Here is a 14,623-nt window from a genome sequence, read left to right as displayed (position 1 = left end):
CATTTTCCTTTAATGGCTCATTGTTATACACAGTCGTCAGAACCTTGAAAAGAGGACTTTATTTGAATTGTGCCATTTATGCCCAATCTTTAAGCGATTGAAAAGCATAAAAATTGGCAACCTTATACGGATATTGAATAATTAAGCCAAAGGAAGCTGACAGTTTGTCGGAAGCGTTTAATCGCATAACTACATGAAGGATCACATAAAATAATTGTCACTTATGCAGCTGAGTGAGCAGCTAAATAATCTTGAATGATCATTTTATTGGCCTGCAAAATGCTTTTTTGTAATTCGGGATCATGCATTGCCCGTGCAATTAAAACCGCACCGACCAATTGGGACATCATGGCCCAAGCTTTTTCTTCACTCGCCAAATGTGCGCTAAATAAAGCATGACCGCGCAGTAATTCCTTTTCATAGGCCTGTTTAATCGTGTCATCTGCACGAGCTACTTCGGTCGCAAGTGTCGGCAAAACACAGCCTTGTTCAGGATGTTCAAGGTGGGAAGGGGTTAAGTAACGGTCTAACTCAAAATTAATCCAGTCGGCTGCATTGTGATGCGGGTTGCTTTGCCACATGTTAAAGCTTTGCTGCAATTCATATTCAACCAATGCTTTGAGTAAATCCTGTTTTGACGAAAAATGTGAATAGAATGCGCCACTAGTTACACCTGCAGCTTTCATTAAGCCGTCAACACCTGTTGCAGCAAAGCCATTTTTTTTCGCAATTTGTCCCGTAATGTTGAGTAGTTCTTGTCGTTTTTGTTGTTTGTATTCGGGTTTGTAACGCATCTGCAACCCCCTTGAAAATAATATTGACGATAAATTAACCATAACATAGTATTCGTTATAGTAACGATCGTTATTCAATAAAATTGATCGCACATGGAATATAAAAACTATCCAGCACGAGGAGATCGTCATGGAAAATAATCATATATCTAAGCCTGTCAAAGGTGTGGCATTGATCATTGGTGCAGGAGATGCCACCGGCGGTGAAATTGCCAAACGCTTTGCTCGTGGTGGCTATACTGCGTGTATGACGCGGCGTAATGTCGACAAATTACAGCCCTTAATTGTTGAAATTCAAGCGCAGGGAGGGACTGCTTTTGGCTTTGGTTCGGATGCTCGAAAAGAAGAGCAAGTGATTGAACTCATCGAGCACATTGAATCAAACATTGGCCCGATTGAGGTCATGGTCTTTAATATTGGTGCCAATGTGCCATGTAGTATTTTGGAAGAAACCGCACGTAAATATTTCAAGATTTGGGAAATGGCATGTTTCTCGGCATTTTTAACGGGTCGGGAAGTGGCAAAACGCATGGTGAGCCGTGAATCTGGCACAATTATTTTTACGGGTGCGACGGCTGGGGTTCGTGGTGCCGCAGGCTTTGCCGCTTTTGCTGGCGCAAAACATGCGCTTCGTGCCTTGGCACAAAGCATGGCGCGTGAACTTGGGCCTAGAAATATTCATGTGGCGCATGTGGTGGTTGATGGGGCGATTGATACCGACTTTATTAAAGAGACTTTTCCCGATTTGTACGCAAAAAAAGCGCAAGATGGTATTTTAAATCCCGTACATATTGCAGAAAATTATTGGCATCTCTCACAGCAACCACGAGATGCATGGACGCATGAATTAGATCTGCGACCGTGGATGGAACGCTGGTAAGCGTAATTTGATTCAAATGAAAGAACGATACGCGGTAAGGTCATCCGCAAGTGTTTGAGACAGGACTACATCTATTCAAAAATGTTTTTGCGATACTTTGAATAATTAGACGCTAGTGAACGAGTTTTGCGGATGACAATGGTTTTGGGTACTTTTGCCGAAACAAAAGTACCTCCAGCCGAAGGCTAATCCCTTTATTTAAACCCTGGATGTAAGACTCCGTCAAATCGGCTTAAAAATCATTTAAAAAATACGATGTTACTTTTACGTGCGTAACATCAGTTAGGAAAATAAGCAAAAAAAGGACGAAAAACATGAAAGTCATTGAATTTTATTTTGATGTCGGCAGCCCATATAGTTATATCGGTTTTCATCGCATTCAACAGATTGCACAGCAGTATCAAGCCGAGCTGATCTGGAAGCCGATGCTTCTTGGTGGAGTGTTTAAAGCTACTGGCAACAGTAGTCCGATGGCTGTGCCTGCCAAGGCACGCTATTCCATGCGGGATCTTAAGCGCTGGTCAGATCTATGGCAGATTCCCGTGCAAATGAATCCGTATTTTCCAATCAATACTTTGCAGTTGATGCGTTTGATTACCGCAGTCCAATTATTTCAGCCTGAAGTATTTCTCAATGTACTGACGGGTATTTTTAACGCGATGTTTGGTCAGCCACGCAATTTAAATGATCTCAATAAATTAATTCAATTGATGCAAGAGCTTGGATTGGAGGTAGCGCAGGTTAAATCATGGCTTGAAGATGAAAAAGTAAAGTCTGAGCTTAAAGTTATTACCGAAGAAGCCATTGCACGAGGTGTGTTTGGGGCGCCAAGTTGGTTTGTCGATGATGAGTTATATTGGGGTGTTGATCATTTACATTTTGTTGAGGCGGCTTTACAGGCTTCATCACGATCAGCCTAATTGGACGAATACTTGAGTGAATGCTACTGAATATGAGCACCAGTTTTAGGACGGGAATGCAGAAGTTATTGTAGATGTAAGTAAAATTATAGAATGGATCATGGCTGATTGTCTTACTTACATCTACTTTTACTCAGCTTTCATTTGTATTGAGTCTTATTTTTGGGGTACTAACTTAAAAAACTTAAGCTTTATTCCGTATATAAATAATGCTGACATTTGGTGCAATTTACGGTGCATGAATCGCTTGCATAAATACCTTTACGAAAGAATCGTTTATTGCCGCAAAAAATACAGATAAATTCATCTTTATGATTTTTAGCGCTTGGTAGCTCTTGGTAAACGAGTCTTAATCCATTGTCTTTATAACGATAATTTCGACCATAAATTTGTTTAGCAAGCCAATAGTCCAAACTTGTAAATTTTATGGCAATACAACTGATGATACAAAAAGGAAATAGCCATATAGATTCAAATGCTTTGGAAACAGACGCCCAACCTGAAAATACACTTGTGAAAGTAAAAAACATGACCGCGAAAGCACCAAAGAAGAAAAGATAGAATACTTTGCTTTGGAAAGAGCTTAATTTGTTTAAGTATTTGAGATGATGTTCATAGGTCGAAATATCATCTTGGTTGGGCACAAATGCGGGATAACGTGCTTGCTTAGGTTTGTCTGACACTTGATCACCAAATGAATGACCACAGGCACTACAAAAGTGATGTTGTACTAATGCTTTTTCTCCACAGGAGACACAATATTTCATAGCTATTTAAATATTTTTAATTAATAAAGTTATTTGTTTAGCAAGCATAAGAAAATTTGCAGCTTTTTAAAAGAAATTTTAATGAATTCATTGAAGAGGCTTCTAACAAAAAAGCGAACCGAAGTTCGCTTTTTATCTCATGTATTGTTCAACGCTGCTTAGAAGAAGCCCATTGGTTTGGTGTCATAGCTCACCAACAAGTTTTTGGTTTGTTGATAATGATCAAGCATCATTTTGTGGTTTTCCCGGCCGATCCCTGATTTTTTGTAGCCACCGAATGCTGCGTGTGCAGGGTAGATATGATAACAGTTGGTCCATACACGGCCCGCCTGAATAGCACGACCCGCACGATATGAAGTATGCGCTGAACGCGACCAAACCCCTGCACCTAGACCATAAATCGTGTCATTGGCAATTTTAATGGCATCATCAAAGTCTTTAAAGGTTGCTACTGAAAGCACAGGGCCGAAGATTTCTTCTTGGAAAATCTTCATGTCATTGGTGCCTTTAAAAATCGTTGGCTCAATATAGAAACCTGTACCGACTTCATTTCGTGGGTCACCACCAGTAATGAGCTGTGCACCTTCATTTTTACCTGTCGCGATACAGCCTAAAATTTTGTCTTGCTGCTCTTGCGATGCCTGTGCACCAATCATGGTATCGGTATCGAGTGGATGACCCGTCTTAATACGTTTGACACGCTCAACCGCCATTTCCAAGAATCGATCTGCAATGCTTTCTTGTACCAATGCACGTGAAGGACATGTACAAATTTCACCTTGGTTGAGCGCAAACATGGCAAAACCTTCGAGTGTTTTATCTAAGAACTCATCATCTTTGTCCATGATGTCTTCAAAGAAGATATTTGGTGATTTTCCACCAAGTTCTAAAGTCACAGGAATGATATTTTCAGTCGCATATTGCATGATCATTTGACCGACAGCGGTTGAACCGGTGAAGGCGATTTTTGAGATGCGTGGATTGGTCGCCAATGGACGACCGACTTCAACACCATAACCATTCACAATATTCAGCACGCCCGGTGGGAGTAGATCTTGAATGAGTTCAGCCAAGACCAAGATGCTGACAGGCGTTTGCTCCGCAGGTTTCAACACGATGCAGTTTCCCGCAGCCAATGCTGGAGCAAGTTTCCAAGCCGCCATCAAGATTGGGAAATTCCACGGAATAATTTGACCGACCACACCAAGTGGTTCATGGAAATGGTAAGCAATAGTATTTTCATCAATTTCAGAAATGCCGCCTTCTTGGGCACGGATACAGCCGGCAAAATAACGGAAGTGATCGATACAAAGTGGAATATCAGCGGCTAAGGTTTCACGAATCGGTTTACCGTTGTCCCATGTTTCTGCAACTGCAAGGAGCTCTAGGTTTTCTTCAAGTCGATCGGCAATTTTTAATAAAATATTTGAGCGTGTGGTTGGGGAAGAGGCGTTCCATTGGGCTTTGGCTTTATGCGCTGCATCCAAAGCCAATTCGATATCTTCAGCAGAAGAACGTGGCACTTTGGTAAAAACTTTACCGTCTACAGGGGAGATATTTTCAAAGTATTCACCTTTCACTGGCGCGACCCATTGGCCACCAATCAGGTTTTCATACTGAGCTTTAAACTGAACTTTTGAACCGGGTTGATTAGGATCGACATAACGCATATGAATTTTCCTTTGCTTGTTTATTATGATCTTGTTGGGCTGCCCATCTGTGGCAATCTACAGCTTTGGTATAAGGTACTTTTGTACATTATTTGATTAGCATAGCCTGTATAAGGTTGGAAAAAGGTTGGAGACAAGAAGGTTTACAATATTTTTTTTCAGTCTTAAAAACAAAAGCCGGGAAACGGATTTTTAGTCATGAATTGTTGTGAGAATAATGAATGATGATACAGAAGGATTTATCTGAAAAACGACAGAATGTCGAACGGTTAAGGCAGGGCATGAGTCTGTCAAAGCAGCAAACTTCGCAATTGAATGAGAGCATTGCAAGCTCTTGGCAGCGATCGGCGCAGGCGGAAATTCCGGAAAACCGGAGTGCTGCGCCTTTGGTGAATTTAAGTCCTCAGAGTCAACAGCAGTCGGCATTGCATCACGCGTTGCAACATTGTGCCGAAGATTTAAAACACATTGCCGAACAGTCATCGATGGTACTTGCTGTGGGTGATGTGGGTAGCACGATTATTTGGAGTGCGTCGAGTCGGCAAATGCAAAGTGCTGCGGAAAGTGTGCATTTTATTGCAGGTGGGCAATGGCGCGAAGAATTGGTCGGCACCAATGCATTAGCGTTGTCTTTAAAAACCCAACAGTCGAGTTGTGTGTTTTCAAATGAACATTACATGCCATCAGTACATGAATGGGTCTGCTATGCAGCACCAATTATCGATCCACATACGCAGCAAATTTTGGGCGTGGTTGATTTATCCACCGTGTGGAAAAACCACAATAGTTTAGGGCTACTTGCGGCTGAACGCTGCGCTTCGATTATTCAATCGGCTTTACTCGATTTTCAAAAACAGCATTTGTATATTCGGGCCTTTGCTGTGCCGAAAGTGTTATTTAATGGCAAAGTGATGGTGCTGACCCCGCGGCAAATAGAAATTTTGACCATCTTGGCGCTATGTCCGCAAGGCATGACCTTAGATACTTTGCATCAAGCCTTATATGGTGAACGAAAGGTGAGTGTTGGGACTTTAAAAGCGGAAATGTCGCAGCTACGCGATATTTTGGGCGGCATGTTAGGCTCACGTCCCTATCGGTTATTGGCACAAGTCGAAGCCGATTTTTTGCAAGCTGAGCAAGCTTTAGATGCAGGTTATCTCGATTCGGCCTTAAAACTGTGTTCAGGGGTTTTCTTGGCTAAAACTGAAAGCCCATTTTTAGGGGCATGGCGTGATTGTCTTGAGTCACGATTGAGCCAAGCGATTTTTAATGCCAAAGAAACGGATGTTCTACTCAAACATGTCGCGCGTTTCCCTGAAGCTATCGATGCGGTTGAACGCCTGATTGAGCTGATGCCGAGATCACATCCCGTACATCAGACTTTGTTGAAACTAAAACATTAATTTGCAATGTGATTCAGGCTATTAAAGGCCTTTATTGGCCAGCCATTGAAAGAGCTGGGTATAGACTTGTTCTCGCGCGGTTTTTTCCGAAAGTACTAAATCATGCAAGCCATTGTGAATGCTTTGAATGGTGACATCGCCTTGAATTTTCTTGGCATATTTTTGGATATCTTTTACACCCAAAATCACATCACTGGTCTGCGCTGCTTTACCCCATTTTTTGGGATTTTTAGTTTGATGCGAGTGCATCACTAATACCGGTACATCAATCGTCACACCTTGATGAATTTCCTTTTGAGCTTCATAAATTGTCCGTACAAAACTTAAATACACCATTGGATAGCGGGTCTTTTTCCAGTCTAAATTGAAGTCCCATTCACCCTTGAGTTCATGGTGTAAGCTGGCGGTGTACCATTTATTCAGTTCACTTGGGAATTTTAAATTGGGAAAGGTTTTTGCCAATTTACTCAGCTGTGGAATACCCAGTGCGCGTTTCACCGGATTCATGTTGAAATCATAAAATGGGCTATTAACCCAAAGGGCTTGAATTAAAGGATGATTTGGATGATGGGCTGCATACAAAGTGGTGGTTAAGCCACCAGTAGAATGACCACAGAGCAGCAAGGCATCATGACCTTCATCAGCAATGATCTTTAGGGCTTGATCTATTTCGGCATCGTATTCAGACAGTGCATGCACATTATAGTATTTTTGATGCGGGCGGATTGAGCGACCATATTTTCTTAAATCTAAGGCATAAAAGTCGAAACCGTGCTGATTGAAGCGTTCCGCCATTTCGGTTTGGAAAAAATAATCGATAAAACCATGGATATAGAGCACCGCTTTGGAGGTAGGAGCCGTGGCTTTTTTGCGAACCAGTGTGGCAACCACTGGACCTTCATAATCATCCGGGAAGGTCAGCGTGGCTTGTTCATAGCCTGCGCCCAAAATGTCAGGCTGATACTGAATATGTGAATGGCTCATTATTATACTCATCAATATTATTGGACATTATGCTTTATCCTTGATGAGCCATAAGCTTTTGTCAAATGAATAATCGATGCTGTTATGCGAACTAAAAAAGAGTGACCTCAGTATGAAAACGACCAATCTAGAGTCGCTTCCCTGAAATAAAACGTGAAATGGATTCAGTTGAGCCTACATCACTAAACTCAAAGGGTAATGTAGGCACTTAGGTCACTTAAACATGAAGACCTTTTGGACTTAACTTAAACTGCTGCTTTGAAGTCGACGACAGAAGCATTGGCTTTAAGCGCTGCCTTGAAAATATCAACCACTTGAGCATGAGTCGCTTTACGTGGGTTGGTCAGCATGCAGGCATCTTTTTGCGCATTTTCAGACATGATGCTGAGGTCTTGTTCTTTCACACCGAGTTCAGAAAGGCTCGATGGAATGCCAATCGAAGCAGAGAGTTCACGGATTGCTGCAATCGCTGCATAAGCCGCTTCAGTCACCGTTAAACCGTCGGTTGGCACACCCATGAGCTGCGCGATACGTGCATATCGGTCAGGGCAGGCGATCAGGTTAAATTCGCAAACGTGTGGTAGCAGCACGGCATTACATACGCCATGTGGCAAGTTGTAGAAGCCGCCAAGTTGGTGAGCCATCGCGTGGACATAACCTAAAGATGCATTGTTAAATGCCATCCCTGCTAAGTACTGTGCATAGCTCATCGCATCACGTGCTTCTAGGTTTTCGCCATTGGCGACGGCAGGGCTGAGCCATTCACTGATCATTGCAATGGCTTTTTCAGCACAAGCATCGGTAATAGGATTGGCTGCTGTAGAAACATAAGCTTCGACCGCATGTGTTAATGCATCCATACCGGTTGCTGCAGTGAGCGCCGCAGGTTTCGCAATCATCAGTTTCGGGTCATCAATAGCGATAAGTGGGGTACAACGCCAATCGACAATGGCCATTTTAACGTGGGTGTCGGTATTGGTAATAATACAGAAACGGGTCATTTCTGATGCCGTACCTGCGGTGGTATTAATCGCAATGAGTGGAGTCATTGGAACTGTACTTTTATCGATGCCTTCATAGTCACGAATATGACCACCACCGGCAGTGACTAAGCCAATGCCTTTGGCACAGTCATGAGAAGAGCCGCCACCGAGAGAGACAATAAAATCACAGCCATTGTCATTGTAGGCATCTACACCGCTATGCACGTTGGTGTCAGTTGGGTTGGGTTCTGCGCCCGGAAAGATGTGACTTTCTACGCCAGCTTCAGTTAAATATGCGGCAATCGTATCTGCTACACCAAATTTGTAAAGACCGGCATCGGTCACGATAAGCGCTTTCTTTGCGCCAAGATTTTGCGCCTTTGCGCCAATTTCTTTAGCGCAGCCGGGACCAAAAAGTGAAACACAAGGGATGTAAAAACCGTTTGTTTGATCTGCAATATTTTTAAAAGCCATGGTGCGATTCCTTCTACCATCATTTTGAGTTGTTATGGGTGATACTCACCTAAACTGAGTATTGCGAGGGATGTTTTAAATTCACACCTACCAAAGACCTACCAAAATTAAGGCTTTGTTTTGAATTTATTTAATCAATTGAAATTTAATCATTAATTATTTTTGTTATTTTCTAAGATTCGCTAAAAGTCGTATACATTTAAGCCAAAATAGGCGTTGTTGTGACTAGATGTATGATCGAGTTATCAGATTATAAAATCTTGCTTAAAGTAGTATCAATTTACTAAATGCCCCAAAGCGCTCGAATCAGGATAGGCTATAACAAATAACGAGATAGTCACTTTTGTGCATTTCGCTTTTTGCAGTGCGAAACAAAAGATTAATTAAACGAGTTAAATAATGCCCAGTGAAAATTTGAAAACGAAACGACCTTTATATATTCCTTATGCCGGAAATACACTTTTAGAACTCCCACTTTTAAATAAGGGTTCTGCGTTTAATGAAGATGAACGTAAGAGCTTTAATTTGCACGGTTTAATTCCACATGTCACAGAAAGCATTGAAGAGCAAAGTCAGCGTTCTTATCAGCAATATTGTGCATTTAATAGTGATATCAATAAGCATATTTACCTACGCAATATTCAAGACACCAATGAAACATTGTTCTATCACTTAATTGAAAACCACCTTAGTGAGATGATGCCGATCATCTATACACCAACAGTGGGTGAAGCTTGTCAGCGCTTTTCAGATATTTACCGTCGTCATCGTGGGATTTTTATTTCATATCCTGATCGTGATCATATCGACCAAATTATTCATAACGTGAATAAAAAGAACGTGAAAGTGATCGTTATTACGGACGGTGAACGTATTCTTGGTCTTGGTGACCAAGGCATTGGCGGGATGGGGATTCCAATTGGTAAGTTGTCGCTGTACACCGCATGTGGTGGGATCAGTCCAGCTTATACATTGCCGATTACTTTAGATGTCGGAACCAATAACCAACAGCTGTTGAATGACCCGATTTATATGGGATGGAGTCAGCCTCGTATCAGCGGTGAAGAATATTATCAATTTGTCGATGACGTGATTAAAGCCATTCAACAACGTTGGCCAAAAGCGCTGATTCAATTTGAAGACTTTGCACAAAAAAATGCGATGCCTTTATTGGAAAAATATCGCGATAAAATTTGCTGCTTTAATGATGATATTCAAGGAACAGCAGCGGTGTCTGTCGGAAGTTTAATTGCGGCATCACGTGCAGCAGGCAAACAGCTCAAAGATCAAATCGTCACATTCTTAGGTGCAGGTTCAGCAGGTTGCGGGATTGCAGAACAGATCATCAAGCAAATGGTGGCGGAAGGTTTAACCGATGCTCAAGCGCGTGCGCGGGTGTTTATGGTCGATCGCTTTGGTTTAATTACTGAAAATCAGCCGAATCTTTTAGATTTCCAACGCAAACTTGCGCAAGCACCGGATAACGTTGCTCATTGGGCAAATGCAGATTCAGTCATTTCGCTATTGGATGTAGTTACACATGCTAAACCGACTGTATTGATTGGCGTTTCGGGACAACCGGGACTGTTTAGCCAAGGGGTCATTGAAACGATGGCTGCGAATTGTGAACAGCCTATTGTGTTGCCACTGTCTAATCCAACATCGCGTGTCGAAGCGGTGCCTGCAGATATTATCGAGTGGACCAAAGGTAAGGCCCTGATTGCGACTGGCAGTCCATTTGCACCAGTGAATTATCATGGCAAGATTCATCAGATTTCACAGTGTAATAATTCCTATATTTTCCCGGGGATTGGTCTCGGTGTGATTGCATCTGGGGCGAAACGTGTGACGGAAAATATGCTGATGGCATCTAGTACGGCGTTGGCAGACTGTTCACCAAAATTGGCAGATCCAAATGCGGATTTATTGCCAAGTTTGGATTATTTACAGGATATTTCGAAGAAAATTGCATTGAAAGTCGCGTTGGCTGCGATTGCTGATGGTGTTGCGCCAAATGTCAGCGTTGAAGTACTAGAACATGCGATTGAAGCGAATTTCTGGAAACCTGAATATCGTGATTATGTCCGTGTGACCTATTAACGCAATTTTAATTTTTATTCATATTTGTGGAACCTGACTCAAACCATGTTCCACATACTGAATAAATATAGATTGATTTTGATTGGTGTAAGCGATAGATAAAAAAGCCCCCATCTTTCGATGAGGGCTTTTTGAATTTGGAGCGGGAAAGGAGACTCGAACTCCCGACCCCAACCTTGGCAAGGTTATGCTCTACCAACTGAGCTATTCCCGCGGAGTCTATCCTGTTTTTTTACTAAAAAACTGAATCGAAAAAAATTTGGAGCGGGAAAGGAGACTCGAACTCCCGACCCCAACCTTGGCAAGGTTATGCTCTACCAACTGAGCTATTCCCGCGGAGTCTATCCAATTTTTTAAATAAAAAACCGAATGAAAAAATTTTGAGCGGGAAAGGAGACTCGAACTCCCGACCCCAACCTTGGCAAGGTTATGCTCTACCAACTGAGCTATTCCCGCATAGCCACGTATAATACATTAAGGATTTTTCAGGTCAATAACTTTATGAAAAACTGTGCATCGTTTGCATAAAATAAAAACAATTTGTTTGAAAATTGGAAGATTTTTGCAGGTCGAAGGCTTCCATTTTGGTGAAATCATGCAATTCAGATGGTTTTCAGCAACTTTGCGACACAAGAACTTGAACAAATACAGGCTATACTAAGACCAGTTGAACCTTTTTTGAATTTGGGAGAGCCGTTTTGAGTTTAGAACAGCAATTAATTGAGCGTCTACAGACATTAGCGCCTACACATCTTGAAGTGGTGAATGAGTCCGCAGGTCATGGTGGTTATTTCCCAGGTAAAGAGTCGCATTTTAAAGCGGTGATTGTGAGTGAGGCTTTTGCAGGCTTACGTTTGGTGCAACGTCATCAAAAAGTCTATGCCGCAGCAGGTGATTTACTTAGTCCGGGGCAAATTCATGCCTTGGCCATTCATGCTTTTTTACCCGAAGAATGGAAAGGTCAAGACACCACTAGCCCTGAATGTGCGCATGCACCTAAGTCATCTTAAGGTGAGCCATGGAAACGCAATTAATCATTAAAATCATTCATATGTGTGGCGTGGGTCTAGGCTGTGCTGCCATTTTCATTCGTGCTTTTACGCTGTTTAAAGGGACGCAGGGCAATTTACCCAATCCGGCAGGGCGGAAGTTTTTTGTTGCTTTGCAACATGGCTCAATGACATTAATTGCCGTGACTGGAATTATCTTATTGTTTATGAAGAACTTTGATGTGCAGCCATGGTTCTATGCCAAAGTTGTGCTGTTTTTGGTGCTGCTGTCTTCTTTATCTAAAGCGTATAAAAAAGATGACAGTATTTTATTGGTTCAGCGCCGTGCGGGCTTATTTATTGCAGCTATTGCACTTATTTTCATCATTACATTGGTTATAATCAAACCAGTTTTTGGATAAATGGCTTATCCACATGGCCGATTTCAAGGCTTGAGTAGAAAAACAAAGATTAGAGGGTTTTGAATGCGTACGCGTGTGGTATTTAACCAAAAAGGTGGTGTGGGGAAATCGAGTATTACGGTCAATTTAGCGGCGATAAGCGCGCACCAAGGTTTAAAAACTTTGGTGATTGACCTCGACCCTCAAGCCAATTCAAGTCAATATTTGTTGGGGGATGATGCGACGTATTCGGCAGATAAGCCTGCACTTGAACCCAATATTGAAAATTATTTTGAAGAAGTCTTGGGGACACAACAAAGTAAAGGTTTGTTGGGAAATGCCATCGGTTCGATTTTGAAAGGTCGTGCCAAAGGTTTGGAAAGCTATGTGCATGCATCACCTTATCCACGCTTAGATGTGATTCCTGCCAGTCCAAATTTAGGCGCGTTGGCACATGCCTTAGAATCTAAGCATAAAATTTACAAACTCCGCGATGCTTTGCAGCAGATGAGCGGTCAATATGATCGAGTGTTTATTGATACACCGCCGGCCTTTAACTTTTTTACCTTATCTGCGTTGATTGCGGCAGATCGCGTGCTGATTCCATTTGACTGCGATGTGTTTTCAAAACGTGCCTTACAGACCCTGATCGAAAATGTGTTAGAAACGCAGGATGATCATAATGATCATTTAGAAATTGAAGGCATTGTGGTCAATCAATTTCAGGCACAGGCGAAGTTGCCGCGCGAAGTTGTACAACAACTCAAAGATGAAGGACTTCCTGTATTGGACAGCATGTTACCGCCTTCGGTGCTGATGAAAGAATCTCATCATAAAAATCAACCTTTAATCCATTTGGCTGCAGATCATAAATTGACGCAAGCCTATCAATCATTGTTCAATGAAATTGAGCAAAAGTAGTATCGAGAAAAGTATGAATGCACTTAAATGTGGTCTAGTTGCTTTCACTGCTGTTGTATTGGGTGCATGTGCAAGTACGCCAAAACCAAGCTATGTTTCACCTACACAGTATCAGTCTTTGAGTTGCCAACAATTGCAAAGCGAATACAACCGAATCCACGACTATATTCAAAATGGTGTAGAAACACCGAAGCGTACAGGCGTTGGTGTGGGTGTAGGCCTTGGTGGTGGCTGGGGCAGCCGTGGAGGTTGGGGCATTGGTCCGAGTATTTCGGTCAATATGGGACAATCTTCAAATACCAAACGTACCGAACTTTCACGCGTTCTAGGTGAGCAAGAAGCGATTGTACAGGCAGCAAAATTTAAAGGTTGTCCGATTATCGTTCGCGCAAATTCGGCTACCGCAGCAAAATCATAAGCGGATCATGAGCTGAGGCTTAGGCCTGTGCTATGAGAAAAGTGTAATAAAATTTGTCAGTAGGTGAGGCGTCTACTGGCATTTTTTTTGAGCCAAATAAACTGCACTGTTTAGAGCCAATAAAATATTTAAATCTATGAAAAAATTAAATTAAATATTATTGGTGTATTTCAATACTTCCTTCTGGTCTTGAACATTCAGCGTGAGTGCATTGACTTGTACAAGGATAAAACTGACCTAGCGCGTACTTGTTTTTTTAAATTCATTTCGGCTAAGGTGTGCGCTTTGAAACATTGTCTGGGTATTTATGATTGAGAGTTGGCTTTTTGTATTGGCAATGATTGCGGTGATGATGACGCCGGGACCTAGCAATGCACTAATGGCAAGCTCTGCACATCAACAAGGCATTGCAAAGACGTGCATGCTGATTCCTGCAGAATTATTGGGCTATTTCTATGCCATTAATTTGTGGGCGTTGATTATTCATTTAAGCGCTCCAGTGTGGCCGAATTTAATTCACTTGCTACATTTTCTCAGTATTGCCTATGTTTTATGGTTGGCTTTTCATTTGTGGAAATCGACGCATTTACATCAGTACAATCAAAAACATCCTTCAATTCAACCACGTGAATTATTTATTTCCTCGTTAAAAAATCCTAAAGCGTTGCTTTTTGCTGCAGGTATTTTCCCAATTGAAACTTGGGCTAGCCCATTAAATTTTATTTTGGTTTTCGCTGTATTTAGCGTGGTTTTGCTACCAGTTGCATTGTTTTGGATGTCATTTGGACGGACGATTTTGGCCGGTAAGACCCAAAAAATTAAGGCCGATCTTCTGTATAAAGGATCGGCCCTGATGCTGATTTTATGTATGTTTCCCGTGGTTTTACGCTTTTTTGCTTAAAGGTGTTCACCACATCGG

14 protein-coding genes and 3 tRNA genes are annotated in these 14,623 nt (G+C 42.0%); 9 read left to right on the top strand and 8 right to left on the bottom strand.

Annotated features, from left to right (window positions below; translation table 11 throughout):
• Positions 1–221: 221 nt before the first annotated feature.
• On the bottom strand, positions 222–794 hold the full coding sequence (locus FTV38_RS08380) for a TetR/AcrR family transcriptional regulator (protein ID WP_180022200.1): 573 nt from the start codon (positions 792–794) through the stop codon (positions 222–224).
• A 130-nt stretch (positions 795–924) separates the two neighbouring features.
• On the opposite strand from FTV38_RS08380, the gene FTV38_RS08375 reads away from it, so the two are divergent.
• Together FTV38_RS08375 and FTV38_RS08370 are read left to right on the top strand one after the other, a co-directional pair.
• Positions 925–1,674 carry an SDR family oxidoreductase gene (locus FTV38_RS08375; protein ID WP_180022199.1) on the top strand — a complete coding sequence of 250 codons (750 nt, stop codon included), beginning with the start codon at positions 925–927 and terminating at the stop codon, positions 1,672–1,674.
• Between the two features lie 314 nt (positions 1,675–1,988).
• Positions 1,989–2,594, top strand: coding sequence for a 2-hydroxychromene-2-carboxylate isomerase (locus tag FTV38_RS08370; protein ID WP_180022198.1), 606 nt, complete (start codon positions 1,989–1,991; stop codon positions 2,592–2,594).
• Positions 2,595–2,785: 191 nt separating this feature from the next.
• On the opposite strand, the gene FTV38_RS08365 is transcribed toward FTV38_RS08370, so the two are convergent.
• Complete coding sequence (locus FTV38_RS08365) at positions 2,786–3,361, bottom strand: hypothetical protein (RefSeq protein ID WP_180022197.1); 576 nt, start codon at positions 3,359–3,361, stop codon at positions 2,786–2,788.
• 158 nt (positions 3,362–3,519) lie between these two features.
• On the bottom strand, positions 3,520–5,031 hold the full coding sequence (locus FTV38_RS08360; RefSeq protein WP_078194071.1) for an aldehyde dehydrogenase family protein: 1,512 nt from the start codon (positions 5,029–5,031) through the stop codon (positions 3,520–3,522).
• A 221-nt stretch (positions 5,032–5,252) separates the two neighbouring features.
• Between FTV38_RS08360 and FTV38_RS08355 the strand changes: the two genes are divergently transcribed.
• The gene (locus FTV38_RS08355; protein ID WP_180022196.1) at positions 5,253–6,434 is read left to right on the top strand and encodes a transcriptional regulator; all 1,182 of its coding nucleotides are present in this window, start codon (positions 5,253–5,255) and stop codon (positions 6,432–6,434) included.
• Positions 6,435–6,455: 21 nt separating this feature from the next.
• Here FTV38_RS08355 and FTV38_RS08350 read toward each other — a convergent pair whose 3' ends face one another.
• Together FTV38_RS08350 and FTV38_RS08345 are read right to left on the bottom strand one after the other, a co-directional pair.
• A complete protein-coding gene (locus FTV38_RS08350) occupies positions 6,456–7,418 on the bottom strand; it encodes an alpha/beta hydrolase (protein WP_180022195.1) in 963 nt (320 codons plus the stop codon).
• 245 nt (positions 7,419–7,663) lie between these two features.
• On the bottom strand, positions 7,664–8,875 hold the full coding sequence (locus FTV38_RS08345; protein WP_180022194.1) for an iron-containing alcohol dehydrogenase: 1,212 nt from the start codon (positions 8,873–8,875) through the stop codon (positions 7,664–7,666).
• Positions 8,876–9,274: 399 nt separating this feature from the next.
• Between FTV38_RS08345 and FTV38_RS08340 the strand changes: the two genes are divergently transcribed.
• Positions 9,275–10,975 (top strand): NAD-dependent malic enzyme, encoded by a 1,701-nt coding sequence (locus FTV38_RS08340; RefSeq protein ID WP_180022193.1) that lies wholly within the window; start codon positions 9,275–9,277, stop codon positions 10,973–10,975.
• 138 nt (positions 10,976–11,113) lie between these two features.
• Here FTV38_RS08340 and FTV38_RS08335 read toward each other — a convergent pair.
• The 3 genes from FTV38_RS08335 to FTV38_RS08325 all read right to left on the bottom strand — a co-directional run bounded on the left by FTV38_RS08335 (position 11,114) and on the right by FTV38_RS08325 (position 11,431).
• Positions 11,114–11,189 (bottom strand) — tRNA-Gly (locus FTV38_RS08335).
• A gap of 46 nt (positions 11,190–11,235) precedes the next feature.
• Positions 11,236–11,311, bottom strand: a tRNA-Gly gene (locus FTV38_RS08330).
• Between the two features lie 47 nt (positions 11,312–11,358).
• Positions 11,359–11,431, bottom strand: a tRNA-Gly gene (locus tag FTV38_RS08325).
• Between the two features lie 242 nt (positions 11,432–11,673).
• Between FTV38_RS08325 and FTV38_RS08320 the strand changes: the two genes are divergently transcribed.
• The 5 genes from FTV38_RS08320 (at position 11,674) to FTV38_RS08300 (ending at position 14,605) form a co-directional block, all read left to right on the top strand.
• Complete coding sequence (locus FTV38_RS08320) at positions 11,674–11,985, top strand: BolA family transcriptional regulator (protein ID WP_078191519.1); 312 nt, start codon at positions 11,674–11,676, stop codon at positions 11,983–11,985.
• Positions 11,986–11,993: 8 nt separating this feature from the next.
• Entirely contained in the window at positions 11,994–12,386 is a 393-nt protein-coding gene (locus FTV38_RS08315) for a SirB2 family protein (protein WP_180022192.1), read from the top strand.
• Positions 12,387–12,449: 63 nt separating this feature from the next.
• Complete coding sequence (locus FTV38_RS08310) at positions 12,450–13,286, top strand: ParA family protein (RefSeq protein WP_180003554.1); 837 nt, start codon at positions 12,450–12,452, stop codon at positions 13,284–13,286.
• Positions 13,287–13,299: 13 nt separating this feature from the next.
• Positions 13,300–13,704, top strand: coding sequence for a hypothetical protein (locus FTV38_RS08305; protein ID WP_078191516.1), 405 nt, complete (start codon positions 13,300–13,302; stop codon positions 13,702–13,704).
• A 307-nt stretch (positions 13,705–14,011) separates the two neighbouring features.
• Positions 14,012–14,605, top strand: coding sequence for a LysE family translocator (locus FTV38_RS08300; RefSeq protein ID WP_168378830.1), 594 nt, complete (start codon positions 14,012–14,014; stop codon positions 14,603–14,605).
• The last annotated feature ends 18 nt before the right edge of the window (positions 14,606–14,623 follow it).

It is taken from the genome of Acinetobacter sp. YH16044, assembly GCF_013417145.1.
Lineage (GTDB): Bacteria > Pseudomonadota > Gammaproteobacteria > Pseudomonadales > Moraxellaceae > Acinetobacter > Acinetobacter amyesii.
The sequence above is the reverse complement of the archived record's forward strand: the minus strand, read 5'-3'. Positions and strand labels throughout refer to the sequence as shown.